Annotated in this window: 26 protein-coding genes, 1 tRNA gene and 1 pseudogene; 14 read left to right on the forward strand and 14 right to left on the reverse strand. The window is 64.0% G+C overall.

Annotated elements, in window-relative coordinates:
• Positions 1-131: 131 nt before the first annotated feature.
• A complete protein-coding gene (locus tag AUC70_RS04605) occupies positions 132-2,039 on the forward strand; it encodes a transglycosylase domain-containing protein (RefSeq protein WP_069443799.1) in 1,908 nt (635 codons plus the stop codon).
• Between the two features lie 26 nt (positions 2,040-2,065).
• Here AUC70_RS04605 and AUC70_RS04610 read toward each other — a convergent pair whose 3' ends face one another.
• The 6 genes and pseudogenes from AUC70_RS04610 to AUC70_RS04630 form a co-directional block, all read right to left on the reverse strand.
• A complete protein-coding gene (locus tag AUC70_RS04610) occupies positions 2,066-2,887 on the reverse strand; it encodes a M48 family metallopeptidase (protein WP_069444137.1) in 822 nt (273 codons plus the stop codon).
• A gap of 123 nt (positions 2,888-3,010) precedes the next feature.
• Positions 3,011-4,210, reverse strand: coding sequence for a polyhydroxyalkanoate depolymerase (locus tag AUC70_RS04615; RefSeq protein WP_425283578.1), 1,200 nt, complete (start codon positions 4,208-4,210; stop codon positions 3,011-3,013).
• A 175-nt stretch (positions 4,211-4,385) separates the two neighbouring features.
• Positions 4,386-4,994, reverse strand: coding sequence for an SCO family protein (locus AUC70_RS04620; RefSeq protein ID WP_069443800.1), 609 nt, complete (start codon positions 4,992-4,994; stop codon positions 4,386-4,388).
• A gap of 4 nt (positions 4,995-4,998) precedes the next feature.
• Positions 4,999-5,541: an ABC transporter permease gene (locus tag AUC70_RS18540; protein ID WP_342021958.1), complete on the reverse strand. Its 543-nt coding sequence runs from the start codon at positions 5,539-5,541 to the stop codon at positions 4,999-5,001.
• Entirely contained in the window at positions 5,489-5,854 is a 366-nt protein-coding gene (locus AUC70_RS18545; protein WP_342021959.1) for a hypothetical protein, read from the reverse strand. Before AUC70_RS18545 ends, AUC70_RS18540 begins: the two co-directional genes overlap by 53 nt.
• Positions 5,851-6,662, reverse strand: a pseudogene (locus tag AUC70_RS04630) (ABC transporter ATP-binding protein). Before AUC70_RS04630 ends, AUC70_RS18545 begins: the two are co-directional and overlap by 4 nt.
• 118 nt (positions 6,663-6,780) lie before the next feature.
• On the opposite strand from AUC70_RS04630, the gene AUC70_RS04635 reads away from it, so the two are divergent.
• Together AUC70_RS04635 and AUC70_RS04640 are read left to right on the forward strand one after the other, a co-directional pair.
• The gene (locus AUC70_RS04635) at positions 6,781-8,226 is read left to right on the forward strand and encodes an ActS/PrrB/RegB family redox-sensitive histidine kinase (protein ID WP_083241252.1); all 1,446 of its coding nucleotides are present in this window, start codon (positions 6,781-6,783) and stop codon (positions 8,224-8,226) included.
• 241 nt (positions 8,227-8,467) lie between these two features.
• On the forward strand, positions 8,468-9,043 hold the full coding sequence (locus AUC70_RS04640) for an ActR/PrrA/RegA family redox response regulator transcription factor (protein ID WP_425283579.1): 576 nt from the start codon (positions 8,468-8,470) through the stop codon (positions 9,041-9,043).
• 12 nt (positions 9,044-9,055) lie between these two features.
• Here AUC70_RS04640 and AUC70_RS04645 read toward each other — a convergent pair whose 3' ends face one another.
• The gene (locus AUC70_RS04645; protein ID WP_244505498.1) at positions 9,056-9,583 is read right to left on the reverse strand and encodes an MmcB family DNA repair protein; all 528 of its coding nucleotides are present in this window, start codon (positions 9,581-9,583) and stop codon (positions 9,056-9,058) included.
• A gap of 80 nt (positions 9,584-9,663) precedes the next feature.
• On the opposite strand from AUC70_RS04645, the gene egtB reads away from it, so the two are divergent.
• The 3 genes from egtB to AUC70_RS04660 all read left to right on the forward strand — a co-directional run bounded on the left by egtB (position 9,664) and on the right by AUC70_RS04660 (position 13,296).
• Positions 9,664-10,953, forward strand: a complete 1,290-nt coding sequence (egtB, locus tag AUC70_RS04650; protein WP_069443801.1) for an ergothioneine biosynthesis protein EgtB — start codon at positions 9,664-9,666, stop codon at positions 10,951-10,953.
• Positions 10,953-11,942, forward strand: a complete 990-nt coding sequence (egtD, locus tag AUC70_RS04655; protein ID WP_069443802.1) for an L-histidine N(alpha)-methyltransferase — start codon at positions 10,953-10,955, stop codon at positions 11,940-11,942. Before egtB ends, egtD begins: the two co-directional genes overlap by 1 nt.
• A gap of 106 nt (positions 11,943-12,048) precedes the next feature.
• Positions 12,049-13,296 carry a diphosphate--fructose-6-phosphate 1-phosphotransferase gene (locus AUC70_RS04660; RefSeq protein ID WP_083241253.1) on the forward strand — a complete coding sequence of 416 codons (1,248 nt, stop codon included), beginning with the start codon at positions 12,049-12,051 and terminating at the stop codon, positions 13,294-13,296.
• 25 nt (positions 13,297-13,321) lie between these two features.
• Here AUC70_RS04660 and speE read toward each other — a convergent pair whose 3' ends face one another.
• Positions 13,322-14,176, reverse strand: a complete 855-nt coding sequence (gene speE, locus AUC70_RS04665) for a polyamine aminopropyltransferase (RefSeq protein WP_069443803.1) — start codon at positions 14,174-14,176, stop codon at positions 13,322-13,324.
• A complete protein-coding gene (speD, locus tag AUC70_RS04670) occupies positions 14,125-14,664 on the reverse strand; it encodes an adenosylmethionine decarboxylase (protein ID WP_069443804.1) in 540 nt (179 codons plus the stop codon). Before speD ends, speE begins: the two co-directional genes overlap by 52 nt.
• A 924-nt stretch (positions 14,665-15,588) precedes the next feature.
• Between speD and AUC70_RS17845 the strand changes: the two genes are divergently transcribed.
• The 5 genes from AUC70_RS17845 to AUC70_RS16100 are packed head-to-tail and all read left to right on the forward strand — an operon-like array spanning position 15,589 to position 18,401.
• Positions 15,589-15,981 carry an alpha/beta hydrolase family protein gene (locus AUC70_RS17845; protein ID WP_244505499.1) on the forward strand — a complete coding sequence of 131 codons (393 nt, stop codon included), beginning with the start codon at positions 15,589-15,591 and terminating at the stop codon, positions 15,979-15,981.
• Positions 15,982-15,986: 5 nt separating this feature from the next.
• Positions 15,987-16,436 (forward strand): GNAT family N-acetyltransferase, encoded by a 450-nt coding sequence (locus AUC70_RS04680; protein ID WP_069444141.1) that lies wholly within the window; start codon positions 15,987-15,989, stop codon positions 16,434-16,436.
• Between the two features lie 13 nt (positions 16,437-16,449).
• Complete coding sequence (locus tag AUC70_RS04685; protein WP_083241255.1) at positions 16,450-16,914, forward strand: peroxiredoxin; 465 nt, start codon at positions 16,450-16,452, stop codon at positions 16,912-16,914.
• An 18-nt stretch (positions 16,915-16,932) separates the two neighbouring features.
• Positions 16,933-18,174, forward strand: coding sequence for a serine hydrolase domain-containing protein (locus AUC70_RS04690; RefSeq protein WP_141701955.1), 1,242 nt, complete (start codon positions 16,933-16,935; stop codon positions 18,172-18,174).
• Between the two features lie 35 nt (positions 18,175-18,209).
• Complete coding sequence (locus tag AUC70_RS16100) at positions 18,210-18,401, forward strand: hypothetical protein (RefSeq protein WP_083241257.1); 192 nt, start codon at positions 18,210-18,212, stop codon at positions 18,399-18,401.
• Here the strand turns inward: AUC70_RS16100 and AUC70_RS04695 are convergent.
• The 5 genes from AUC70_RS04695 to AUC70_RS04710 all read right to left on the reverse strand — a co-directional run bounded on the left by AUC70_RS04695 (position 18,390) and on the right by AUC70_RS04710 (position 21,625).
• Entirely contained in the window at positions 18,390-19,643 is a 1,254-nt protein-coding gene (locus AUC70_RS04695; RefSeq protein WP_069443805.1) for a NupC/NupG family nucleoside CNT transporter, read from the reverse strand. The two genes, AUC70_RS16100 and AUC70_RS04695, sit on opposite strands and share 12 nt — an antisense overlap.
• A gap of 131 nt (positions 19,644-19,774) precedes the next feature.
• A complete protein-coding gene (locus AUC70_RS17850) occupies positions 19,775-20,530 on the reverse strand; it encodes an FCSD flavin-binding domain-containing protein (protein ID WP_244505500.1) in 756 nt (251 codons plus the stop codon).
• Positions 20,446-21,060 (reverse strand): NAD(P)/FAD-dependent oxidoreductase, encoded by a 615-nt coding sequence (locus AUC70_RS17855; RefSeq protein WP_244505501.1) that lies wholly within the window; start codon positions 21,058-21,060, stop codon positions 20,446-20,448. Before AUC70_RS17855 ends, AUC70_RS17850 begins: the two co-directional genes overlap by 85 nt.
• 43 nt (positions 21,061-21,103) lie before the next feature.
• Complete coding sequence (locus tag AUC70_RS04705; RefSeq protein ID WP_083241258.1) at positions 21,104-21,490, reverse strand: c-type cytochrome; 387 nt, start codon at positions 21,488-21,490, stop codon at positions 21,104-21,106.
• Between the two features lie 58 nt (positions 21,491-21,548).
• Positions 21,549-21,625 (reverse strand) — tRNA-Arg (locus tag AUC70_RS04710).
• A 154-nt stretch (positions 21,626-21,779) separates the two neighbouring features.
• On the opposite strand from AUC70_RS04710, the gene AUC70_RS04715 reads away from it, so the two are divergent.
• The 3 genes from AUC70_RS04715 to AUC70_RS04725 all read left to right on the forward strand — a co-directional run bounded on the left by AUC70_RS04715 (position 21,780) and on the right by AUC70_RS04725 (position 24,581).
• Positions 21,780-22,802: an acyltransferase family protein gene (locus tag AUC70_RS04715; RefSeq protein ID WP_069443806.1), complete on the forward strand. Its 1,023-nt coding sequence runs from the start codon at positions 21,780-21,782 to the stop codon at positions 22,800-22,802.
• Between the two features lie 109 nt (positions 22,803-22,911).
• Positions 22,912-24,006 carry an NAD(P)/FAD-dependent oxidoreductase gene (locus AUC70_RS04720; protein ID WP_069443807.1) on the forward strand — a complete coding sequence of 365 codons (1,095 nt, stop codon included), beginning with the start codon at positions 22,912-22,914 and terminating at the stop codon, positions 24,004-24,006.
• An 8-nt stretch (positions 24,007-24,014) separates the two neighbouring features.
• Positions 24,015-24,581 (forward strand): cyclic nucleotide-binding domain-containing protein, encoded by a 567-nt coding sequence (locus AUC70_RS04725; RefSeq protein ID WP_158007357.1) that lies wholly within the window; start codon positions 24,015-24,017, stop codon positions 24,579-24,581.
• Positions 24,582-24,638: the final 57 nt, after the last annotated feature.

Below are 24,638 nucleotides of genomic sequence, written 5' to 3' on the forward strand. Positions count from 1 at the left end.
AGTCACCCGGGACAAAGACGTCGCGTACGAGTTCGACCGCACGCAGAAGGCCGTCCACCCGCCGGACGCGCGGCAAACGCGGCGGTCTCTGGAGCCGCTATAAGCGCTTCTCCCAACGCCATCCCTTTTTTATGGGCACCGCCAAGCTGGGCTTGGTCGCCTCGCTGTTCGGCATGCTCGTCCTCGCAGGCGCGGTGCTGTTCTTCATTTCGCGCGTACCCGATCCGCTGCTTGCGACGCTGGACGACCGGCCGCCGAACGTGACCGTGCTCGCCGCCGACGGCTCGGTGCTCGCCGAGCGGGGCTTGCGTCGCGGCCATATCCGCGTCGACGTGCTGCCCGACTATCTCATCAAGGCGGTTCTCGCGACCGAGGACCGGCGCTTCTACGATCATTGGGGCGTCGATGTCGGCGGCCTGATCCGGGCGAGCTATCGGAACTTCCGGGCCGGCAGCGTGGTGCAAGGCGGCTCGACCATCACCCAGCAGCTTGCAAAGAACCTGTTCCTGAAGCCCGAGCGCACCGTGATGCGGAAGCTCGAAGAGTTGGTCTACACCGCTTGGCTCGAGCAGCGCTTCACCAAAGACGAGATCCTCGAGCTCTATCTCAACCGCGTCTATCTCGGCGGCGGGACCTATGGCGTGGAGGCGGCCGCCCGGCACTATTTCGGCCGATCCGCTCGCGATGTGACGCTCGCGCAGTCTGCGGTCATCGCCGGGCTGCTCAAAGCCCCGTCGCGTTATGCGCCAACCCGCAGCATCAAGGCGGCGAGCGCCCGCGCCCAGGTCGTGCTCGACAACATGGTCGAGGCCGGCTTCATCACGGCGGCGGAAGCGCAGAAGGCGGGACAGCAGCCGCTGCGTCTGCAGGCCAAGGGTGACGCCACGGGCTTTCCCTATGCTGTCGATTGGGTCGCGGAATTGCTGCCGGAATACGTAGGCCATCACGACGATGCCCTGGTCGTGCAAACGACGATCGATGCAAGACTGCAGCGGCAGGCGCAAGAAAGTCTGCGCAAGCTCCTGGATGGGAAGGGCCGCAAGCTGCATGCAGGCGAAGGCGCCGTGGTCGTGCTCGATCCCAACACCGGCGCCGTGCGGGCGCTTGTCGGTGGCCGCTCTTACAAGAACAGCCCCTACGATCGCGCGCTCAACGCGCGCCGGCAGCCGGGCTCGGCCTTCAAGCCGTTTGTCTATCTCGCGGCGCTGGAAGCCGGATACGGGCCGGGATCCGTGGCGATCGACGGCCCGGTCAACATTCGCGGCTGGAAGCCCTCGAATTACACAAACACCTATAAGGGCCGGGTCTCGTTACGCTACGCGCTCGCGCATTCCATCAACACGGTGGCCGTGAAGCTGACCGCCGATGTCGGGCCGGCCCGCGTCGCGCAGACCGCTCAACGTCTCGGCGTCAATTCGAAGCTCTATGCGCAGCCATCGCTCGCGCTTGGCACGTCCGAAGTGACTCTGGTCGAACTAACGGGCGCTTACGCGCCATTCGCGAACGGGGGCGCGCGCGTGCTTCCCCATGTCATCACGCACATTCGCACCGAGGACGGCGAAACGCTCTATACACGCCAGCGCTCGGCCGTCGGGCGCGTCGTGGCGCCGGCCCATGTCGCGGCCATGAACGAGATGATGAGCGCGGTGGTCCGTGACGGCACGGGCAGGCGCGCGGCCATTCCGCGCCACCCGGCGGGTGGCAAGACCGGCACGACGCAGAACTCGCGCGATGCCTGGTTCGTCGGGTACACGGCGCACTACGTCGCCGGAATCTGGATCGGCAACGACGATAATTCTCCGATGCAGAAGGTCACCGGCGGCTCGCTTCCCGCCGAGCTGTGGCACGACATCATGCTTGCCGCTCACAAGGACAAGCGGCCCACGGCGCTTCCGAGCCAGCGTGGCCCCGGCATGCCGTGGCAGGGCAGCGGCGCTGTCGCCTCGCGCTTTCCCTTCCTGGGCAACGGTCCCAACGGCGCTGCCCAAAGGGCACGTCCCCTGTTTCAGCGTGTGATGGGATTCTTCGGCGGCGGCTGAGCGGCCGCAAGCACGCACCTCGCTCGTCAGTCCTCTTGCTCGGGCGGCGGCGCACCGTCTGCGCCGAACGCGTGCAAATGCGATCCGTATTCGTGGAGCCAGTCCCGGGCTTCCTTCTGGCGCGGCATCGTACGCGCGACCAGTGCCCAGAACTGAGGCCCGTGATTCATCTCTTCGAGATGAGCAACCTCATGCGCGGCGAGATAGTCCAACACGAAGGGTGGCGCGAGGATAAGGCGCCAGGAGAATGACAGCGTCCCCGTCGAGGAGCACGATCCCCAACGGGTGTTTTGGTCGCGCACGCTGATCCGCTTCGGAGACAGGCCAAGCCGCCTCGCGTGAATATCGACGCGCAGTTTGAGATCGTCATGCGCCTGACGCTTCAACCAATCGAGCAGGCGCCGCGGGGCGTGGTGCCCCTCCCCCGCCACGTTGAGGAGCGGCAGAACGTCATCCGCATCGGTGAGACCGTCGGGCCAGACCGGCGCGATCCGCGCCTCATCTGGGTCCTCGATCCAAACCACGCCGCGCCGCCGGACGGGGCCCACGAAATTCAGCCGGTGAGCAAGGCCGCGCAAAGGGATGACCGCGCCGTCCGTGAAAGGCACCGGGTCGCATAGCCCGTCGAGCCGTTCCCTCAGCCAGTCCATGTGGCGCGACAGGAACTGCTGCGCATCGGCAAGGCTCGAATAAGCCGGCACGGTCAGCACGGCGCTCCGGCGCGCTTCGCTGACCTGCAGGCTGAATCGCCGCGCTCGCGCGTTGCGGCGCAGGACCAGCGGTACGTCCAGTCCGTTGATCGGAATCTCGGTCGTCCCGGCCCGTCCGAGTTTGAGGCGCTTCAGCATGCGGCGTCCCAAGGCATGCACGATCCCATGGCTGCAGGATCCCCTGGCTGCAGGCCGAATCGGCCTTCCGAATCCGAAGATGTCAGCCTAGCACGGAGCGTGGCGGAAACACGCGCGCTTGCCTCACGCCACGCGCTGCAGAACCCGCTTGAGCAGGTTTCCCTGCCCCTGATGGGACCGCATGAACTTGCGGACCTTCGGCAGGATCTCATTGCGGAAGCGCGATCCGTTGAAGACGCCGTAGTGTCCGACGCCCTCTTGGAGATGATGCGCCTTCATCGAGTCGGGCAGGTTCGTGCACAACTCAAGCGCCGCTTCCGTCTGGCCGATCCCGGTAATGTCGTCCTTGTACCCTTCGACGGTCATCAACGGCACGTTCTTGATCGTCGAGGGATCCACGAGCTCCCCGTGATGGCGCATCTCGCCCTTGGGCAGCTTGTGTTCCATGAACACACTCTCGATGGTCTGGAGATAATACTCGGCGGACAAATCCATCACGGCGAGAAACTCGTCGTAGAACTCCCGGTGCTTGTCGGCCGAGTCGCCGTCGCCCTGGATCAGATTGTGAAACAGATCGCGGTGCGCGGTCACATGCCGCTCCAGATTCATGCCCATGAAACCCGAGAGCTGCAAAAAGCCGGGATAGACCAGTCGCATATGGCCGGGATAGGGCCACGGCACCTGAGTGATCACGTTCTGCCGGAACCAGCTCAGGGGCTTGCCCGTCGCGTATTTGTTGACCGCGGTCGGGCTCTTGCGCGCATCGATGGGACCGGCCATGAGCACCATGGACCGGGGCACGTTGGGGTCGCGCCGGGCCTCCATCAGCGAGACGGCCGCGAACACCGGCACGGTCGGCTGACAGACGGCCATGACATGGACGTTGCCGCCAAAGCCTTGAAGAAACTCGATGATGTAGTCGATATACGTGTCGAGATCGAAGGGCCCCGTCGCACGCGGCACGAAGCGGGCATCGATCCACTCGGTCACATACACATCGTGGTCCGGCAGGAGGTCACGCACAGTTCCGCGCAGAAGCGTCGCGAAGTGGCCCGCCATGGGCGCCACCAGCAGGACTTTCGGGTCCTTCTTCTGGACGGCATTCGGCAACTCGCGCTGGAAATGCACCAAATTGCAGAAAGGCTTGGAGAGGATCGTGACCGGCTTCACCGGCACCGTCATTCCGTGCGCCGTGACCGTATCGATCTCCCACTCCGGCTTACGGTACCGGCGTGTCGAACGTTCGAAGAGCTCGAGCGCAGCCGCAGCACCTCGCCCAACGACCGTGTGGGACGCCGGGTTCAGCGGATTTCGCCACATCATCCGGTAGCTTCCGCCGCCGCCCGGGCCGGATGCAGCGCGGCCTGGTTTAGCTCATAGAGGTGGTACAGCATTTGAGTCTCCGACTCATTTCATCTTAATGCTGCATCGCAAAATGGGATGGTGATATTGTGCTGCTGTACAATGACAGATGGCCGCAGGGCCGACTGTCGCGCGATCACAAATAGCGGCGCAATGTTTCAGCCATTTTTTCCGGAGACGTTCCGTACGGGAAATGCGTCACAAACTTGCCGTCCGGCCCCATGAGATAGAGGAGCGCCGAATGGTCGACGCTGTAGTTGTTGTCGCCCGCGCCCTCTTCCTGGAACTTCTGATAGGTCACGCGGTACGCTTTCGCCGCTTCTGCGATCGCCTGCGGCGAACCCGTTAGACCGACAAAGTTCGGTCCGAAATTCTCAACATACGCGGTCACCAGTTCCGGCGTGTCGCGCTCCGGATCGACGGTGATGAAAATCGGGACGACTTTGTCCGCCTTGTCGCCGAGTTCGTCCAGCGCCGCCGACATGACCTGCAACTCGGCGGGACAAATATCCGGGCAGTGTGTGAAGCCGAAAAACACGAGCATGTAGCGACCGCGAAAATCGGTGTCCGTGACGGTCTTACCGTCCTTGCCGACGAGTTCGAACGGGCCGCCGATCAGTGCCTGTCCGCTCGTGATCACGCGGTTCTTATTTGGGGATGCCTGATTGAGTATAAGCGCGCCGACGCCGATCAGGGACCCAAGCAGAAAACTTCCGACAATCACGAGAAGCAAACGACGTTTCATTGTCTCACTCACCAAGCTGCAGCAATGAGCCGTTGTCACGGGCGCGGCTCAACAACCAACGGAACACGCCGTACCCCACGGCGAGATAGAACACGTTCAATCCGAACGCCCACCACAGATCGCCGGGATCGAAACGGTGTTCCAACAGAATCGCGCGCATGCCTTCGAATACATGGGTCGGCGGAAGCGCGAGCGCGACGTATTGGAGCCAGCCGGGAAGTGCGGATAGCGGGTAGTACACACAAGTCAGCGGCAACAGCAAGAAGGCAAGCGACCAGGCCAGTTCCTCCGCGCCGAGGCCGTAGCGCAACATGACGCCCGCCGCGATCAGGCCCAAGGACCAGCTCGTCAGGACGAGCATGGCGAAGAACACCACGAGCCACAGACCGAGGTTGAGCAGGTTGAATTCGAAGATGAGGAACGCGGCCAGCGCCACGGGGATCATACCGACCGAAAGCCGCATGACGCTCCAGATACAAAGCGCCATGACGAGCTCATGCGGGCGCAACGGGCTGATCAGCAAATTGCCCAGATTGCGCGACCACATCTCTTCGATGAACGTCGTGAAGAAACCGAGATTGGACCGGAACAGAATGTCCCATAGCAGCACCGCCCCGATCAGGACGCCGGCGCCCTTTCGCGTAGGGATTGTTCGTGCTTGCCAGGAACTTCTGCAGGAAGCCCCAGGTCAGCATCTGCAGGAACGGCCAATAAATCAGCTCGACGAGCCGCACGCTCGAACTTCGCAAGAGATAGATGTAGCGCCGCAGCAGCGCGCCGATGCGGCGCACCGACGATCGCACGCCGGTCGGCGCAAGAAGGATAGGACTGACGGTTTCGTCGAGCCGGTGCGAACTCATGAGGCTTCTCTTTGCGTGCGGTCCGGCATGTCGTACGCGCTGCGTCCGCGTACGACGTCCAAGAACACGTCTTCAAGCGTTTCGCGGCCGTAGGCGGCGATAAGAGCCGCCGGCGTTTCGTCTTCGACGATGCGGCCGGCATGCAGAAGAATCACGCGATCGGCCAGCCGCTCGACCTCCGCCATATTGTGTGAGGCGATGAGCAGGGTCGCGCCTCGGGACGATGCGTAGCCCTTGATCGTTTGACGCACCCAATCCGCGGTGTCCGGGTCGAGCGATGCGGTAGGCTCATCGAGCAGAAGAAGTTCGGGGGCATTCAGCAATGCCTTGGCGAGACCAACGCGGGTCTCTGTCCCGCCGAAAGTTTTCCCGTGGGCCGTTCAAGAAGCGCGTCGATCTGCAACTGTGCGGCGACGCTGGCAATACGTTCGCGCGCGTTGGCGATCCCGTACAGACCGGCATAGACCATGAGATTCTGGCGGACCGTGAGCCGCTGCGGCAGGTCCACGTAGGGACTTTGGAAATTCATGCGCTGCGCGACCGCATAGCGGTTGCTCGTGATATCGGCGCCGAAGACGTGCACCGTGCCCGCGCTTGGCCGAATCAACCCGAGCAGCATGGCGATGGTCGTGGTCTTGCCGGCGCCGTTGCCGCCAAGAAGCGCGACGGTCGATCCCGCTTCCAAGGTGAAGTCGAGATGATCGACGGCGGTCACGGATCCGAAGCGCTTGGTGAGACCGCGCACGACGACAGGAGCCAGGTCGGCCGCTGCCGCTCCGCCTTCGTCCTGTACGATGTCTCTCGCCACGTCGTCTCCATCCTTGCTGCGCCCCGCGCTTTTCGGCCGCCTTGCGGCGTCGGGGCGCCTTGCGATACGGAACATCTTTGTCGGAATTATAGCTTCCGGCCCATGCTAGGGTTGCGTCATGAGCCTCACTGAAACGCAGCAGGCGACAATCGATCCCGCGCAGCCGGAATGGTTGCGCGCGGGCGATTCCCGGCTGCGCCTCCATACGATCGTCCGGCTGCGGTGGCTTGCCGTGGTCGGTCAGAGCCTGACGATCTTGGCGGTCCATTGGGGCCTGGGCATGACAGTCCCGATCGGCTGGTGCTTCGCCGTGATCGCGCTGTCGGCCTGGCTCAACGTGGCTTTGCGCATCCGTTTTCCGGAAAGCCAGCGCCTGACCGCCCGCTCGGCGTTTCTGATGCTGGGTTTCGACATTATCCAACTCGCCGCGCTGCTCTATCTCACCGGCGGACTGGAGAACCCGTTTGCGTTTCTCCTGGTCGCGCCGGTCGCGGTGTCCGCATCCGCCCTGCCGCTGCGCACGACCATCGCGCTCGGCCTTCTCGCGATCGCCGCAGCGAGCGTCCTCGCATACGCCCACTACCCGCTGCCGTGGTGTCACCAAGACAATGCGGGCTCCGAACTCTTTCATCACCCGATTGCTTGGTGCCATTCCCAAACCATCGCGATCCCGCAGATCTACGTGCTGGGAGTCTGGGCGGCGGTCGTGCTCGGGATCGTCTTCATCGGCTTCTATACGTGGCGCACGGCGCAAGAGAACCGGCGCATGGCCGAGGCGCTGGCCGCGACGGAGATGGTGCTCGCACGCGAGCAAAGACTGTCCGCTCTCGACGGCATGGCCGCCGCGGCCGCTCACGGACTCGGCACCCCGCTCGCCACGATCGCCGTCGCCACCAAGGAACTCCTACACGCGGCCCAGGAAGGCGACCCGATCTACGACGATTTGCTTCTCGTCCGGCATCAGGCCGAGCGCTGCCGCGACATCCTGAAGGAATTGAGCGCGCGCGCCGAGGAACTCGACACGATTCTCTCGCGGCTGCCTGTCAGCCACCTCATTGATGAGGTGGTCGAACCGTATCGGCCGCTCGCCGTCCCGATCAACGTGACTGCAGGTCCGCAACCTGGGGTGTCCACGAACAGCGATGCGGTGCGCGAGCCGGTGACCGATCGCAATCCCGGCGTCCTGTACGGCCTCGGTAATCTGATCGAGAATGCTCTCGACTTCGCCAAGGAGCAGGTCGACGTCGATGCGAGCTGGTCGCGCGACGAAGTCCGGATCGTCGTCACCGACGACGGGGACGGGTTTCCCCCGGACGTTCTCGAGCAGCTCGGCGAGCCGTTCGTGACCACACGACCCGCCGCGACCGTCGACCACGACGAGCCGGGCCATGCCGGCATGGGACTGGGCTTCTTCATCGCCAAGACACTGCTCGAGCGGTCTTGTGCGCGCCTCGAGCTCGCCAATCGGCATGAGCCCGAAACGGGGGCCGTCGTAACGGTCATTTGGCCGAGAAAGGCGTTCGAAGAGCCCCAATGTTGCCATCACACGGACTTGGCGATTTAGGCTTCCGTGGCCCCATTCGCCCATCGGCTGCCGTATTCTTCACCATAAGGATAAAACACAGCCGTGAACGGCCCAGTTTTTCCGTTTTTCCGTTAGAATAGGCCGTGGCGGAAACTGCCAAGACTTGTCATGACTGGTTAAAGACCTTACCTGTCAGCCAAGCTATATAAGGCAAATTGTACTCGCGTCCGGGAGGACACGCCCTTTGGTTGGGTTGTACGACCGCAAAGGGAGCAGACTTATGGATATGCAGCCGGTACTACCGATGTCAGAGGATTTCAGCGGCCCCCTCCAGGACAACACGCTACTGATTGTCGACGACGATCGGGCGTTCCTGCAGCGCTTGGCGCGCGCCATGGAAACCCGGGGCTTTGCCGTCGAGGCCGCAGGCTCGGTGGACGAAGGCTTGGCGATGCTTCGGCAGCGGCCCCCAGCCTTTGCTGTCGTGGACATGCGTCTCGATGACGGCAGCGGCATCGATGTCGTCGCGGCCTTGAAGGAAATACGACCCGATTCGCGGGCGGTGATCCTTACCGGCTACGGCAATATCGCGACGGCCGTTTCGGCGGTGAAGATCGGCGCCGTCGACTATCTCGCCAAACCCGCCGATGCCGACGACGTCTACAACGCGCTCATCGCGGCGCCCGACGACAAGGCCTTGCCGCCGGAAAATCCGATGTCAGCGGACCGCGTCCGTTGGGAGCACATTCAGCGCGTTTATGAGCTTTGCAATCGCAATGTCTCGGAGACGGCTCGCCGGCTCAACATGCATCGCCGTACGCTTCAGCGAATCTTGGCGAAGCGCGCCCCCAAATAGCGACAGGGCGCGTTAGCTTCTCAAGCCACACCCTGGATCCAGCTGGTGCTGGAGCCGGAGCGCGGCGGCGCGCGCGAAACACAACATCATCGCTTTGCGCCGCGCGGCATTAAGCCGGTCCTCTTTGGGCTCGCGGACAAGTTCCGCGCCGTAGCGATCGGCGAGAATCAGCCCGGCGTGTTCCGGAATCACCTCACTCGGGAAATCCGCAGACACCGCGAAGTAGAGCCTGTCGCAATAGTCGAGATATTCGTGCCACTTTCCGTCGGTGCGATAATCGGTGAGACAGGACTTGATCTCGACGATCATGATGTCACCCGCGGCCGAAAGCCCGACAACATCCGCACGCCGGCCGTTCGAGAGCGGCAATTCCGTGATCACCGAATGCCCATAGGCACGCAACGTGCGGCAGACGCCGCGCTGTAGCGCGGCTGCGGCCTCCGACTGGCGCCCGTCGACCACGATCAACGGATCCTGTTCCACGTTGGGCACTGACATTTCCTTCTGAAATTGCCCGATCATCGTCACGGAATTGTGCATGGTGACGTGTTTCGAGATATGGAACAAGCTGTCCGGCGTAGTGTTGCCCCTTAGGGTCCAAACGGTAACCGGGAGGAACCATGAGCCTCACACAGACTATCCTCGCAGACTCACCCCAAGAAACACCAACGCGATACGACCGCCTCGGTCAGAGACTGATGGCGACGCGCGCCCTGTCGCACGAGCTCGCCGCGCCCTTGAGCGACGAAGATCAAGTCGTTCAAGCCATGGACGACGCCAGTCCGACGAAATGGCATCTCGCCCACACCACCTGGTTCTTCGAGGCGTTTGTTCTGTCGCAATTTCTTCCCGGCTATACCCGCTTCGACGAACGTTTCGAATACTGCTTCAACTCTTATTACGAGAGCGTCGGCGCCCGCCATCCGCGCCCCTTTCGCGGTCTGCTAACGCGCCCCTCGGGCGACGAGGTTCGCGCCTACCGCGCCTATGTGGACGAGGCACTCGACAGTTTGTTTGCCGGCGAGATTCCGGACGAGGCTGCCGCGCTCGTCGAACTCGGCATCAATCACGAACAGCAGCATCAGGAATTGCTGCTCACGGACATTTTGAGCCTGTTCGCGTCCCAGCCGCTGAAACCGACGTATCGCGACGCTGCGCCGGGCGGACCCGCCGGCACGCCCGATCCTCTTGCATTCGTCGAATTCGACGGCGGGGTGTTCGAGGTCGGTCACGACGGAAGCGGCTTCTCTTATGACAATGAGGGACCGCGCCACGAGCAACTCATTCGTCCCTTCAAGATCGCCAATCGCTGCGTCACCAATGCCGAATGGATCGCCTTCATCGAGGACGGCGGCTACGAGACGTCGGCGCTGTGGCTGGCGGACGGATGGAACCTCATCAACGCCGAGGGCTGGCGCGCGCGCCTCTATTTCGAGCGGGCCCAAAACGGTTATGGGCAGATGGGGCTTCGAGGTTTTCGCCCCGTGAACCCCGCCGCACCGGTGACCCATGTCAGCTATTTCGAGGCGGATGCCTTTGCCCGGTGGGCCGGTTACCGGCTCCCGTCCGAATTCGAATGGGAACATGCCTCGGCAGGTCTTTCCGAAACCGGCCGAACGCTCGGAAGCGGCTTCCTAAGCCCGCAACCCGCACCGGACGACGCGGGACTGACCCAGATGTTCGGCGATGTGTGGGAATGGACCGCCAGCGCCTACCTGCCCTATCCGGGCTACAAACCTGCCCCGGGCGCCGTCGGCGAGTACAACGGGAAATTCATGTGCAACCAGTTCGTCCTCAAGGGCGGGTCCTGTGCGACCCCCGATGGTCATGTCCGCCGGACCTACCGGAACTTCTTCTATCCCCAGCAGCGCTGGCAGTTTACGGGCCTGCGGCTCGCGGCGGACGCGTAATGTCGAGCGCTTTCTCCCTATCACGCGCGCGCGACGTCGCAGAAGCCGACCAGCCGACCCTTGCCGTTCGCGACGCCGAGTTCGCTAGAGCCGTCCTGGAAGGTCTTGCGGACAAGCCCCGCCACATTCCCTCGCGCTTTCTCTACGACGAGGCCGGCTCGGCCCTGTTCGAGGAGATCACGAAGCTCGACGAGTATTATCCGACACGCACGGAGATCGCATTGCTTCGGGCCTATGGCGACGAGATCACCGAATGCGTCGGTCCGGTCGAGACCTTGGTCGAATTCGGCTCCGGGTCGAGCCGGAAAACGCGCCTCCTGATCGAGGCTCTGGACGGCCTCGAGACGTATGTGCCGATCGACGTGTCGGAGAGCTTCCTCGCGGAAGCCGCGGAGGGGCTGGAGGCCGACTTCGAGGATCTGACCGTCCGCCCCGTCGTCGGCGACTTCACCAAGCCCCGCGACCTCCATGGCATCGAGGCCGATCAGCCGCTCGGCTTCTTCTCCGGCTCCACGATCGGCAACCTCACCCATGAGGAGGCTACGGACTTTCTAGCGAACGCCACGCGGCTGCTGGGACCGGGAAGCACCTTCCTGATCGGTGTCGATCTTCAGAAGAGCCTCGACATCCTGATTCCAGCCTATGACGACGCGCGCGGCGTGACCGCATCGTTCAGCCTCAACCTCCTGTCGCGGATCAACCGGGAGCTCGACGGCGATTTCGACACGGACCGGTTTGCCCACCGGGCGGTCTACAATCCCCGCCAAGGGCGCATTGAGATCTATCTCGAGAGCCTCGCGGATCAGACCGTCCATGTCCTGGGACAGCGCTTCGACTTCGCGAAAGGCGAGCGCATCCACACCGAGAACTCCCACAAATACTCGATTGAGGGCTTTCAGGATCTCGCCAGGCGCGGCGGCTGGGAGCCGGCCGAGGTCTGGACCGACAAGGCGGCGCTTTTCAGCCTGCACCTTCTGCGAGCGGCTTAGGCCAGCCCAGACACTGCTTCTCCAGCGGCGGCGCCCAAGGTCTTGCAACGGGTCAAGGCTCCGGGGCATGGTGCCGCCACAACGAGGAGCCAAGAAGGGGTAGCGCGTGTCTGATCTTCCAACCGGGAATGCGGCCATTGGCCAGTCAGGCGGCCCGACCGCCGTCATCAACCAGTCGCTTGTGGGCGTCGTCGAGGGCCTGCAGAAGGGCCTCGTTGCCTCCGGGACGGTGAAGCAGATCCTCGGCATGCGCCATGGCGTGCGCGGGATCGCCAAGGATGGCGGAGACCTGGTCGACCTCACCGCGATGCCGGCCAAGACACTCGAGGCCGTCGCCCAGACGCCGTCCGCGGCGCTCGGGTCCACCCGCGACAAGCCCGACGAAGAATACTGCGCGCAGATTCTCCAAGCTGCCGCCAGAACAACATCCGCTACTTCTTCTATATCGGCGGCAACGATTCCGCCGACACCTGCCGAATCGGCGAGAAGAGCGGCGAGGGCAGGGTACGAGATGCGCTGCTTCCACGTGCCGAAGACGATCGACAACGACCTCAAGGAGAACGATCACACGCCGGGCTTTGCCTCTGCCGCGCGCTTCGTGACGCTCGCCCACATGGGCGATGCGCTCGACAATGCCAGCCTCGGCGGCATCAAGATCAATGTCGTCATGGGCCGGCAAGCGGGGTTTCTCACGGCTGCCGCATCGCTTGCACGCGGCTGCCGCGAGACCGACAAGGACGCGGCTAAGCGGCCGGCGCCGCATCTGATTTACGTGCCCGAGGTCCCGTTCGTGATGGATCACTTCCTCCACGATGTCGATCGGGTCTACTCGGCCCTGGGCCGCTGCCAGATCGCCGTGAGCGAAGGCATCCGGGATGCCGACGGCAACGAGATCGGGCCGCAGCTCATGCGCTCGGGCGAAGTGGACGCCCACGGCAATGTGCAGCTTTCGGGCTCGGGCGCCCTCGGTGACGGCCTCGCCGATGCGGTGAAGAAGGCGCTGACGCCGGCGGGCGGCAAAGCGCCCCGCGTCCGCGCCGATACGTTCGGCTATCTGCAGCGCTGCTGGCCGGCGACGTCATCCGTCGATGCCATGGAGGCCCGTGGCGTCGGGCGGCACGCGGCCAAGCTTGCCGCGGACGGCGACGCTGGCGCCTCTATCACCATCATCCGGACCTCGAACGTGCCCGGTGACTACCGAAGCGAATTCGGCCGGGCGGACTTGTCGGCGGTGGCGCGCCACGCGCGGCATATGCCGGAGGATTTCTCGGACGACGGCAACAACATCAGCGCCGTGTTCTACGACTATTGCCACCCCTTGGTGGGCGAACTCCCGACCTTCGGAAAACTCTGAGCGGCGCCGCCAGGCTTCGAGCGGATTAGGCCTCGACCAAGTCCAGAACGTAGTTCGGCAGCGCGAACGCGGCGACGTGGACACGCGGATTCCAGTACTTCGTCGGGAACGCGCCCGCCGCGGCGTAGCGCCATTCGATCTCGCCGACCGTATATTGCCGCAGGTCGTCGTTGTCGCTCGCCCAGCCATAGGACATGGCATCGCCGAAATAGCTCGGCGTGGTCGCCATGTAGGCGAACGCGTCCTCGAACAACTCGCGGAAATAGCCGACGGACTGCTTGAGCTCGGACGCTTGGAGGAAGGGCAGCCCGTTCTGCGTGACGAGGACGCCGCCCGGCGCCAGCGCGCGCCTGCAATCGGCATAGAACTCTTCGTGAAGAGCACAGCCCCCCGGCCCGATCGGGTCGGTCGAGTCCACGAGGATCACGTCGAAGCGCTCGTCCGTCTCGGCCACGAATTTGGTGCCGTCGGCAATGACGACGCGCGTACGCTTGTTGTCGAAGGCGCCGTTCGAAATTTCCGGAAAGTGCTCCCGGCAAAGATCGATCACGCTGCCGTCGATCTCGCATAGCGTCGCGCGGCTTGCGTCCGGATGCCGCAGCACCTCGCGCAGGACCCCGCCGTCGCCGCCGCCGATCACGAGCACGTTCTTCGCCTTGCCATGAGCGAACAGCGGCACGTGCGCCATCATCTCGTGGTAGACGAACTCGTCCTTCGTGGAGACCTGGACGACGCCATCCAACATCATCACGCGGCCGAAATCTTTGTTCTCGAAGATTATCAGCTGCTGATGTTCGGTCTGGCTGTCGAACAGAACCTTGTCCGCCTTCAGGCGGACGCGGAAGCCGCCATGGAGTGTCTCTTCGACCCAACGGTCCATCGCTCAAGTTCCCTACCGCGAAGTTCGGTTTTCACGACCACGTTGTCCGGAGAAAACGCGCGTTTCATGACCTCGATCGTCGCGTTCGGATCGGCGGCGCCGCACATGAACACGTCGAGCGCCGCATAGCCGTATTCGGGCCAGCTGTGGATCGAGATATGCGACTCGGCAAGAACCGCGACGCCCGACACACCGCCATTCGGCTCGAAGTGATGCAGATGGATGTGCAGGAGAGTGGCGTTCGCCTCCTCCACGCACTGCCTCAGCGTCGCTTCGATGTGCTCCAGGTCGTCGAGCCGTTCCGCCCCGAGAAGATCAATTATGAGATGCGTGCCCGCGTAGCGCACACCATCTCGCTCACAGAAAAAGTCCTTGCGCTCTTCAGCCAACTCGGCCTCGAGGCACAAGGCTTGCGTTTCTTCCGTTTGGGCGGTGCTTGAACCATGATCCAAGTCCATCCCCAATTGGAAGAGGGCGTCACTGGACATGGCGTCCTCCCCAACCAGTAGATAGATCCAGTCGAATAAGGGGCAGTTCTTTGCACCGCGCGAGTCACCCTTGCAAGTGGTTTTTTGGTGGCAAAGGTCACATTGGGACCCCGTGACGCGTGGTATGAACATCACGGACGCGCTCTAACTTCGATTGTGACAGTCGGCGCCTTCCGCCGAGGCTGGCACGCCCTTCCCGAGGAGCCTGTGCGACAATGACCTTGTTGGTACGAAGCTGGGCCGCGACCCAATCTGCCGCTCTCAGTTCGGTGCTCTGCTGGGCACTGTTCGTGCCCGGACAAGCCGCCGCCGAGGCGCTGCCAAAGCTCGGCGCCGCCCTGTCGCAGACGTCCGTTTCCGGCCTGTCGTCCGGCGCCTTCATGGCCGGGCAGTTAGAGATCGCGCATTCCGAGAACATCGCAGGCGCAGGAATTGTCGCCGGCGGTCCTTTCGCCTGCGCCGAATCAGCATCCGCACGGCTGTTCCCCTATTGGGCCACGGGGGTGGCGCAGAACGCGATACAGGCGGCGCAGAGCTGCATGAAAACCACCCTCGGCGAGCCGGATCCGGAGAAGCTTTTGGCGCGCGCCCGCGGCCTGGCCGAGGACGGCGATATCGATCCGCTCTCGGCGCTGGCGACGCACAACGTCTATCTCTATTCCGGCGACAAGGATTCCACGGTCAGCCGCCCCGTGGTCGAAGCCGCCAAGAAATTCTACGAACTCGCCGGCGTGCCAGGGGGCAATATCTCCTATGTGGAGGGTGACGGCGGCCACGCCTTCATCACCGAAGAAGGCGGCGCGGCTTGCGGCCTGTCGGAAACGCCCTTCGTCAGCGACTGCGACTACGACCAGGCACGCGCCATCCTCGGCTGGATCTACGTCCGCTGCGCCCGCGGCCGGCGAAGCGAAGGGCGACTTCGTCGTGTTCGAACAGGCCGAGTTCACCGAAGCCGGCGAAGGGCTGGCCGACGAAGGCGTCGTCTATATCCCGCCCTCGTGCCGGGAGACGCCCGGCTGCCGCGTGCACGTGGCCTTGCACGGCTGCCAGCAATCGCGCACCCGAGTCGGGGGCACCTTCATCGAGGACACGGGCTACGCGGAGTTGGCCGACACGAACCGGCTGATTATCCTGTTCCCGCAGATCGCCTCCAGCGTCGTGAACCCCCAAGGGTGCTGGGACTGGTGGGGCTATACGGGTCTCGACTATCTTGGCAAGGGCGCGCCGCAGATCAGCGCGCTCTGGAAGATGGTGGAACGTCTCGCGGAACCTCCAGCGGAGGAAGCCCCGGCGGAGGCGGCGCCCGTACAGGAGTGACCGTCATGGACCGCAGCACAACCGTCCTGATCTTCGAGGCGCCCGTCGGCTCCGGCCTCTACCGCGATGCCTTGCGTTTGCGCGAGGATATCCTGCGCCGGCCCTTGGGCCTCACGGTGAGCTCCGAGGAACTGGCGGACGACACCATGCGCCAGCACTTCTGCGCGGTGGATTGCGGCGCGGTGGTGGGTACGGTGTCCTTGCGGCCCCTGGACGAAACCACGCTGCATCTGAAACAAATGGCCGTCGTCGAGCCCAAGCGTGCCGCGCGCGTCGGGTCACGGCTGGTCGCGCATGTTGAGCGTTGGGGCACGTCCGCCGGTTTCCGGCTTATGGTCGCCCATGCGCGGGTCGGGGCCGAAGGGTTCTACCTCAAGCACGGCTACGCGCAGGAAGGCGCAGCATTTTTCGAACAGACGATCCCGCATGTGCGGGTGACGAAACGACTCAAATAGGAGGCAAAACGGTATGACTTTAGAGGTCGGCGACAAGGCGCCCAGTTTCAATCTTCCGACGGACGGCGGCGGCACCATCTCCCTGAAAGACCTCAAGGGCGAAACCGTCATCCTCTATTTCTACCCGAGGACGATACGTCAGGCTGCACGGCGGAGGCCTGCGCCTTTCGCGACGCGCTTCCCGGATTTCTCCAAGGCGAAGGCGAAAGTCATTGGCATCTCCAAGGACCCGGTGAAGAAGCACGACAAGTTCAAGGAGAAATACGAGCTGACATTTCCGCTGGCCTCGGACGAGGACGGCGCGGTGTGCGCGGACTACGGCACCTGGGTCGAGAAGAGCATGTACGGCCGCAAATACATGGGCATCGACCGCTCGACCTTTCTCATCGACGGCAAAGGCGTCATCCGCGCGATCTGGCGCAAGGTGAAGGTGCCGGGCCACGTGGACGAGGTGCTGAAGGCGGCGCAAGAGCTCTAGCGGGCGGAAGAGAGTCCCGTGTCAAAATCTGTCATGCGCTCCGGCAGGATCTGGCTGGCCGCGCTGACTGTCGTGATCGCGGCGGTCGCGCTCTTCGCCGTGCCGCCGCTGTACCGCGTCGCTCTGCTCGGCTCCGGCTACATGGCCCAGCAGCTTTGCGCCGGGCTGTTCGTCTCGGGCCGGAGCTTCGACGACGTGATGGCTGAGGACTTGTCGGGCCCCGGCCTCGGTGCATTGGCTCTCTTCAGGCCCCATGTGGACGAAACGGGCAAGACCGTGCGCGCGTCCACGTTCGGAATCGCCGGTCAGACGGCGGTCTTCCAGGAAGGGCTGGGCTGTACGCTCATCCGGCATCAATCGCCGGACGCGCTTCGGGAACGGACCGCCGATCTATTTGCTTCCGACCCGCCGGCGGCACCGGACGCGGAGTGGCCGCAAGGGTCGCGCGTCGCGGCCGGCGACTGGCACAATGACTTCGAATGGCCCGATGGCGTAGATGGGCCGGCCGCGTCCCAGGCCGTCGATGCCGTGTTCGCGGACCCGGTCCCGGCACGCCCGCGCAACACGCGGGCACTCGTGGTGGTGCACAAGGGCCGCATCGTCGCCGAACGCTATGCCGCCGGATTCGATGCGCATATGCCGCTCGTCGGGTGGTCCATGAGCAAGACGGGAACGAACGCGCTCATCGGCCTGCGGGTGAAGGATGGCGCGCTTGCACTCGACGACACGCGCCTGATGCCCGAATGGCTCGGGCGCGACGACATGCGCGGCGAGATCACGCTCAACACGCTGCTGCGCATGACGTCGGGACTAGCCTTCCACGAGGACCCCGACGACAAGCTTAGCGACGTGTCGCAGATGATGTTCGTGCAAGAGAATACGGCGGCGTTCGCGGCCTCGAAACCGCTTGCATATGCGCCCGGGACCCATTGGTCGTACTCGACGGGCGCGGCGGCGATCCTGTCCGGCGTACTCCGCGAGACGTTCGACAACGAGCGGGACTATTTGCGCTACCCGCGGAAACGCCTTTTCGGCCCGCTCGGCATGCGCTCGGCGCAACTCCCGCCCGATGCGTCCGGCACGTTGATGGGCGGCGCGTTTCTCTACGCCTCGGCGCGCGACTGGGCCCGGCTCGGGCTCCTGTATCTACAGGACGGAAAATGGGACGGCGTGCAGATCCTCCCCAAAGGCTGGGTCGCCTACACGACGCGGCCGACGGCTCAATCGCCTGAGGACGAGTACGGGCGCAGATCTGGCTGAAGCTGGAGAAGTCAGAGAACCTCGGCGAGCCGCCGATGCCCGCGGACTCGTTCTACATGCTGGGTCACAACGGTCAGGCCGTGGCCATGATCCCATCCAAGGACCTCGTCATCGTGCGGCTGGGTCAAACACTGAACGGCGGCGACTGGGACACGGCGCGCGACCTCGGTCCGCTCGTGAACGCCTTCCCCGACAATAAACCGGAAGCCAGGTTCTTAGGCGAATAGCCCCGCCATGGCGCCCGTCATGAAGCAGGCTATGGTGCCGGCAATCAGCGCCTTGGGGCCGAGAGCCACGATCTCCGCCCGCCGCTCGGGCACCATCGTGGCGAGGCCGCCCAGCATGATGCCGAGGCTGCCGAGATTGGCGAAGCCGCACAGGGCATAGGTCAGGATCACGTTGCTGCGCGGCGACAGCGCACCTTCGGGCAGTTCGGCCATGGAGAGATAGGCGACCAGCTCGTTGAGCACGATCTTGGTTCCCATCAGTTCGCCGGCGAGACCCGCCTCGTTCCAGGGAATGCCGATGAGCCAGGCGACCGGGGCCAGCAGCCAGCCGAGTATGCGCTGCAGGCTCAATCGGAAGCCGCCGATCTCGGGCAAGAGACCCAGCGCCATATTCACGAGATGCACGAGAGCAATGGCCACGATCAGCAGCGCCGCCACGGCAACGACGAGCCGGAGGCCATTCAGCGTACCGTTGACGATGGCTTCGGCCGCGCTGGTGGCGTCCTCATCGGGACCGTGCTGCTCAACCGCATCGCCCGTGTAATCGCCCGGCACCATCAGCGCGGCGATGGCAACGGCGGCGGGCGCGCTGATCACAGAGGCGGTCATGAGCGTTCCGGCGGCATCGGCCAGCACCGGCGACAGGACCGCCGCGTACAGCACGAACATGTTGCCCGCGATCGTCGCCATACCGGCGGTCATCACCAGGAAGAGGCCGGCGCGGCTCATCTCGCGCAAGTATGGGCGGATCAGCAGCGGGGCTTCGATCATGCCGACAAAGACATTGGCAGAGGAAGCGACGCCCACGGCACCGCCGAGGCCGATCGTGCGTTCGAGCAGCCAGGCAAAGCCCTGGACGATTTTCGGCAGGATGCGCCAGTAGAACAGCACGGCGCTCAACGCGCTCACGATCAGGATGAGCGGCAGGCCTTGTGTCGCGAGGATGAAGACGTTCTGCGGCTCGGTGGCCTCGAACGGCGTTGGGCCGCCGCCGAGATAACCGAACACGAAGGACGTTCCGGCGAGCGTTGCTTGCCGCACCGCCTCGACGGCCTTGTTGAGCCAGGACAGCGCGACCGTGACCGGCGGCACGCGCAAGAGCAGAAGCGCGAGAACGACCTGGAGCGCCATCGCGCTCGCCACCACCTTCACGGACACGGCGCGCCTGTCCTCGCTGATGGCCCAGGCGAAGCCCAACAGGACGAGAAGTCCGAGCGCAGATTGAAGCACGCCCTGCCACATAGCGATCGAGCCCCCTCCCCAATTCCGACGACACCCCGCGTACGCCTTTGCCGTCCGCACCGTCAAGCGCGGCGGTCAGCGGGCGTTCTTCCGCCCGTTCCAGTTGGAGATCATTCTCCAAGGCGTAAGTGTCAGCCGAAGACCTGGCCCGTGATGGTCTGGTACCAGTCTTGGGCGTAGCCCGCCTCGCTCCGCCGGAACTTGTCCGATGCATGAGTCGGGCTGACGCCGCCGGCGTTCTCGATGGCCTCGATGGTGTCGTCGCCCTGCCTGTAAACGCCGGCGACGGAGATGCCATAGTCGGGCGCCACGAGGCTGTAGCAGACATTGTCCAGTTTCGTCCGAATCGGCTCTTCACCGTTCAGGAGACGGGCGACCTGCATCGCGCACACCTTGCCTTGCGCGTTCGCGGAGAAAGCGGATTTCGGCATGGCGCCTGCGATCGAAGCATCGCCGAGAACGTGGATTCCCGGCTGCAGGCGCGACTCGAACGTCACCGGATCGATCGGACACCAGCCTGTTGCGTCCGCAAGACCGGTGTCCTGGGCAATCCTAGGCGCCTGTTGGGGCGGGATGACATTGGCCACGTCCACGCGGAACTCGCGCGTCTCCGTCACCAGCACCTTCTCCTTTGGCTTGACCGCGATGACGCGTCCGAAATCGAAGATCCCGTGCCATTCGACCCTATCGCCGTAGAGTTGCTTCCAGGCGCGCCGAAACAGGAGGTCTTTCGAGAAGGACTCTTTCGAGTCCAGGATGAGCACCTTCGCGCGCGGCTTGTGCGCCTTCAAATAGTGCGCGATCAGGCTCGCGCGCTCATACGGACCGGGGGGACATCGAAACGGATTGGTGGGTGGCGCGATGGCCACCACGCCGTCGTCAGGCATTTCCTCGATCTGCTTGCGCAGGAGCACGGTCTGTGGCCCCGCCTTCCAGGATGGGGCATGATTTCCGCCGCCGCTTCATCGTAGCCCGCGATCGCGTTCCAGATGAATTCGATGCCCGGCGCCATGATCAAGCGATCGTAGGAGAAGACGAGCCCCCCGTCCGTCCGCACGGTCTTCGCAGCGGGGTCGACACGGGTCGCCTTCTCGAACACGACGCGCACGCCCGCAGCTTCGACGCCGTCATAGCCGAAGCGCAGTATCGAGTACGGCTTCAACCCGGCGATCACGGCATTGCTGAAGGGGCAGGAATAGTAAGCGCGCTTCGGCTCGATCAGCGTCACCTCAAGGCGCGGATCGGCGGCGCGCAAGAAACGTGCGACGGTCGCACCGCCATAACCGCCGCCGATCACCACCACCCGTGCGGACGTGCCCGCCGCCTTCAACCGCGTGGGCAGGCTGGCGGCAATCGCCGCGGTCGCGGCCGTCGCCAAGAACCGGCGGCGGGTCGGCGTGCTGGGGCCAGAGCTCATACGGTCGGGTGCCCATGCAAGGAAGAGAGGCTGTCCGTCAGCATCAGTGCGCGGTCCCTTGTGCGGCGATGTAGTCCGACAAAAGCGCGATCTCCCCGTCGTCGTAGCCTTTGGCGAGCCGGCCCATCACCGTGCTTTCGCGCTGTCCCGATCGAAAAGAGAGAAGCAAATCGCGGATCTCGGCCGCCGGGCGCCCGTAGATCGATGGAAACCCCTCATCGCTTGCGTTTTTGGCATGGCATCCCGAACAGCTTGCGGCCAGCAGGGCGGCCTTCGCCTCGACAGTCTGAGCGGGTGGCTGATCCTGGGCGGCGCACATCAAGGGGGCCGGCAAGAACACCAAGCCGATCGCCAAGAGAAACGATCTCACAACGGCCCTCCTGATCGCGACGACCGTGGCGGCCTCGGAGGAGTTGGAACGTGTCCCCATGTCGCGCTCAGGACCAGCGCGCGTTGCGGGCGTTCTGGCCCGCGGAGGACCCTGTTTGTGGCGCACCCGACAAGATTCGAACTTGTGACCTCTGCCTTCGGAGGGCAGCGCTCTATCCAGCTGAGCTACGGGTGCTTTCGCGGAATCTGTGCGCGAACCTAACCAAACCGTGATCGCGAAGCAACGGCCCCTTAACCCGGCTTGAGAGGTATTATAGCCGGAGGGATGGCAGGCCGCGCCCACTCGCCGGAGCGGGGGCCAGTAAGCCGAGGAACGGAGGCAGGAGCGGGTGGCGACCGGTTCGGACAGGATTGCGTGGGTCGACTACGCCAAGGGCATCTGCATCATCATGGTGGTGATGATGCATTCGACCCTCGGCGTCCAAGAGGCCACGGGCGAACCGAGCTGGATGGGCGCGCTCGTAGCCTTCGCCAAGCCCTTCCGCATGCCCGATTTTTTCTTGATTTCCGGCCTTTTTCTCGCCCGCGTGATCGACCGCCCCTGGCGCAGGTATCTCGATACGAAGGTCGTCCACTTCGCCTATTTCTACGTCCTCTGGGTGACCATCCAGTTCGTGGTCAAGTCGCACCATTTCATCGAAGATGGCTTGGCCGGCGCCTTGGAAGCCTATGCCCTGGCCTACATCCAGCCCTTCAGCACGCTCTGGTTCATCTACCTGCTGCCCATCTTCTTCGTGGTCTCGAAGCTCACGCGTGGCGTCTCGCCGCTCATTGTATGGCCCCTGGCGGCGGCGCTGCAGATCGCCGGCGTGGACACGGGCAGCATCGTGATCGACGAATTCTGCGCCCGCTTCGTCTATTTCTACTCCGGCTACGTCTTCGCGGCCTTCTTCTTCCGCTTCGCGGATACGGTGCAGCAGCATCCGCGCGAAGCCGCTGCCCTGCTGTTGGCCTGGGCTGTTTTCGAGGCCCTGATGGTGTTCGGCGGCGTGTCCGAGCTCCCGGTCGTCAATCTGGGGCTGGGCTTCCTGGGAGCGCTCGCCGTGATCTCCTCTGGCGTGCTGCTCTGGCGATTGGACCTGGCCGACTTCGTGCGCTATGCGGGCGAGAACTCGATCGTCATTTATCTCGCCTTCTTCCTGCCCATGGCCGCGACTCGGATTCTGCTCCTGAAGTTCGCGCCCGGGCTCGACACGGGGCTGGTCTCGCTGATCGTGACCGCCATGGGCGTCGTTACCCCCCTCATTTTGCACCGGGTGGTCCGGGACACGGCCTTCAGCTTCCTGTTCAAACGCCCGGATTGGGCCAAATTGGACCCCACACCCGTGAGCCCGCCGGCCAAGGCCTCCTGAGAGGCCGGAAAACCCGGCTTCATGGCTTACTTGACGCGCTTGAGCATAGGCGTCACCTATGCGGCCTCAAGGCTAAGAGGCGGCTGGGCAGCCGAGGGTGAATAAGAGGATGGCGGATAAAAAGAAGGTCATCGTTATCGGCGGCGGTTTTGGCGGCGTGTTCGCGGCCAAATCCTTGGAGAAGCTCGCACGCGGCAATGTCGACGTCGAGCTGATCAACAACAACAACTATTTCGTGTTTCAGCCCCTCCTGCCGGAGGTGGCGTCGTCGAACCTCAACTCTTCCGACGCGGTGGTGCCGCTGCGGCAACTCCTGAGCCGGGTGCAGGTGCGCCAGGCGCGCGTTATGGGCATCGATTTCGAGCGGAAGATCGTCATCGTCATCCAGGGCGCCCGGATGACGCCCGTGGAACTGCCCTACGACGAGCTCGTCATCGCGCTCGGCACCGGCGTGGACCTCGCCCGCATTCCGGGCATGTCGGACCACGCCTTGACGATGAAGGACCTGACGGATGCGCATATGCTGCGCACCCACGTGATCGGCTGCCTGGAGACCGCGGACGTCACCACCGATACGCTGGTCAAGGATCAGCTCCTGACCTTCGTCGTGGTGGGTGCTGGCTTTTCAGGCGTCGAGACAGCTGCCGAGACCAACGAGCTGATCAGCCGCGCGCTGCGCTACTACCACAACATCAAGCCCGAAGAGATCCGCATGTATCTCATCGAGTTCGCGCCGCGCATCCTGCCCACCTTCCCCGCGGACCTCGCCGACTACGCCACCAAGAATCTCCGGGCGAACGGGGTGGAGGTCCTGACCGGCGTGGGGACGAAGTCGGCCACGTCCACGGGCGTCGAGCTGACCAACGACCGGGTGATCAACTCCTCGACCATCGTGGCCACGATCGGCAACGGGCCGCACCCGCTCGTGGACGCGCTCGGCCTCGACATGAAGTGGGGCCGCATCAAGACGAACCGGTTCATGCAGGTGCCCGGTCACGACCATGTTTGGGCACTGGGCGACGCGGCGCTGATCCCGCTCAACGACGACCCGCAGGACGATCCGGCGGACTACGCGACGCAGACCGCTCAGTTCGCGGTCCGCGAGGGCGCCCAGCTGGCCGCCAACATCGTGGCGAAGCTCAAGGGCGAGCCGCTGAAGCCTTTGCCTACACGTCCAAGGGCTCGCTCGCCTCGCTCGGCATGAGTAAGGCCGTGGCGGACGTCTACGGCGTCAAAATGCACGGAATTTTGGCCTGGCTTCTGTGGCGCGGATTCTATCTGTCCTTCCTGCCGGGTCTCGTGTCGAAGTTCCGCGTCGGGCTGAACTGGATGATCAACGCCGTGATGCCGCCCAATATCGTGCAACTGCGCATGCCGGCGCCGGCCACCCGCTACATCCATTACTGGGAGGGCGACAAGGTCTTCGAACCCGGCATGCTGATCGACGGCTTCTACACGGTGATCAAGGGCCGCTTCAAACTGACCATCGACAATCCCGACACCGGCGAGCATTTCGAGAAAGAGTTCGGGCCTGGCGACCATTTCGGCGAGCGCGTGCTACTCAAGTCGCATTTGCGCACCGGCCTCGTCGAGGCGCTTGACGACGGCCTGCTGCTCTTCACCGCGCAGAAGGACTTCCGGCGCTTCGCGCGTGCCTTCCCGCCGCTCGAGAAGTACTTCCGGAGCTATATCGACGCGACTTTCGGCGGTCCGGACAAGGCCTTCGCACCGGGCAATGTCATGGACGAGAAGGAAGACGAGCACGAGCCGCAGGCCTGACGCCCTACCGCCGTCTCGTGCAAGCTCCTTGTGGTCGTTTAGGGTTTCCCCCTCCCG

Origin of the sequence: Methyloceanibacter stevinii (assembly GCF_001723355.1) — a bacterium.
GTDB classification, from domain to species: Bacteria; Pseudomonadota; Alphaproteobacteria; order Rhizobiales; family Methyloligellaceae; genus Methyloceanibacter; species Methyloceanibacter stevinii.

Coding starts and splice junctions, on each gene's coding strand:
- AUC70_RS04605 (WP_069443799.1), top strand. CDS start 132: ATGGGCACCGCCAAGCTGGGCTTGGTCGCCTCGCTGTTCGGCATGCTC.
- AUC70_RS04610 (WP_069444137.1), bottom strand. CDS start 2,887: ATGCTGAAGCGCCTCAAACTCGGACGGGCCGGGACGACCGAGATTCCG.
- AUC70_RS04615 (WP_425283578.1), bottom strand. CDS start 4,210: ATGATGTGGCGAAATCCGCTGAACCCGGCGTCCCACACGGTCGTTGGG.
- AUC70_RS04620 (WP_069443800.1), bottom strand. CDS start 4,994: ATGAAACGTCGTTTGCTTCTCGTGATTGTCGGAAGTTTTCTGCTTGGG.
- AUC70_RS18540 (WP_342021958.1), bottom strand. CDS start 5,541: ATGTGGTCGCGCAATCTGGGCAATTTGCTGATCAGCCCGTTGCGCCCG.
- AUC70_RS18545 (WP_342021959.1), bottom strand. CDS start 5,854: ATGAGTTCGCACCGGCTCGACGAAACCGTCAGTCCTATCCTTCTTGCG.
- AUC70_RS04635 (WP_083241252.1), top strand. CDS start 6,781: ATGAGCCTCACTGAAACGCAGCAGGCGACAATCGATCCCGCGCAGCCG.
- AUC70_RS04640 (WP_425283579.1), top strand. CDS start 8,468: ATGGATATGCAGCCGGTACTACCGATGTCAGAGGATTTCAGCGGCCCC.
- AUC70_RS04645 (WP_244505498.1), bottom strand. CDS start 9,583: ATGCACAATTCCGTGACGATGATCGGGCAATTTCAGAAGGAAATGTCA.
- egtB (WP_069443801.1), top strand. CDS start 9,664: ATGAGCCTCACACAGACTATCCTCGCAGACTCACCCCAAGAAACACCA.
- egtD (WP_069443802.1), top strand. CDS start 10,953: ATGTCGAGCGCTTTCTCCCTATCACGCGCGCGCGACGTCGCAGAAGCC.
- speE (WP_069443803.1), bottom strand. CDS start 14,176: ATGGACCGTTGGGTCGAAGAGACACTCCATGGCGGCTTCCGCGTCCGC.
- speD (WP_069443804.1), bottom strand. CDS start 14,664: ATGTCCAGTGACGCCCTCTTCCAATTGGGGATGGACTTGGATCATGGT.
- AUC70_RS04680 (WP_069444141.1), top strand. CDS start 15,987: ATGGACCGCAGCACAACCGTCCTGATCTTCGAGGCGCCCGTCGGCTCC.
- AUC70_RS04685 (WP_083241255.1), top strand. CDS start 16,450: ATGACTTTAGAGGTCGGCGACAAGGCGCCCAGTTTCAATCTTCCGACG.
- AUC70_RS16100 (WP_083241257.1), top strand. CDS start 18,210: ATGCCCGCGGACTCGTTCTACATGCTGGGTCACAACGGTCAGGCCGTG.
- AUC70_RS04695 (WP_069443805.1), bottom strand. CDS start 19,643: ATGTGGCAGGGCGTGCTTCAATCTGCGCTCGGACTTCTCGTCCTGTTG.
- AUC70_RS17850 (WP_244505500.1), bottom strand. CDS start 20,530: ATGCCTGACGACGGCGTGGTGGCCATCGCGCCACCCACCAATCCGTTT.
- AUC70_RS17855 (WP_244505501.1), bottom strand. CDS start 21,060: ATGAGCTCTGGCCCCAGCACGCCGACCCGCCGCCGGTTCTTGGCGACG.
- AUC70_RS04705 (WP_083241258.1), bottom strand. CDS start 21,490: ATGGGGACACGTTCCAACTCCTCCGAGGCCGCCACGGTCGTCGCGATC.
- AUC70_RS04720 (WP_069443807.1), top strand. CDS start 22,912: ATGGCGGATAAAAAGAAGGTCATCGTTATCGGCGGCGGTTTTGGCGGC.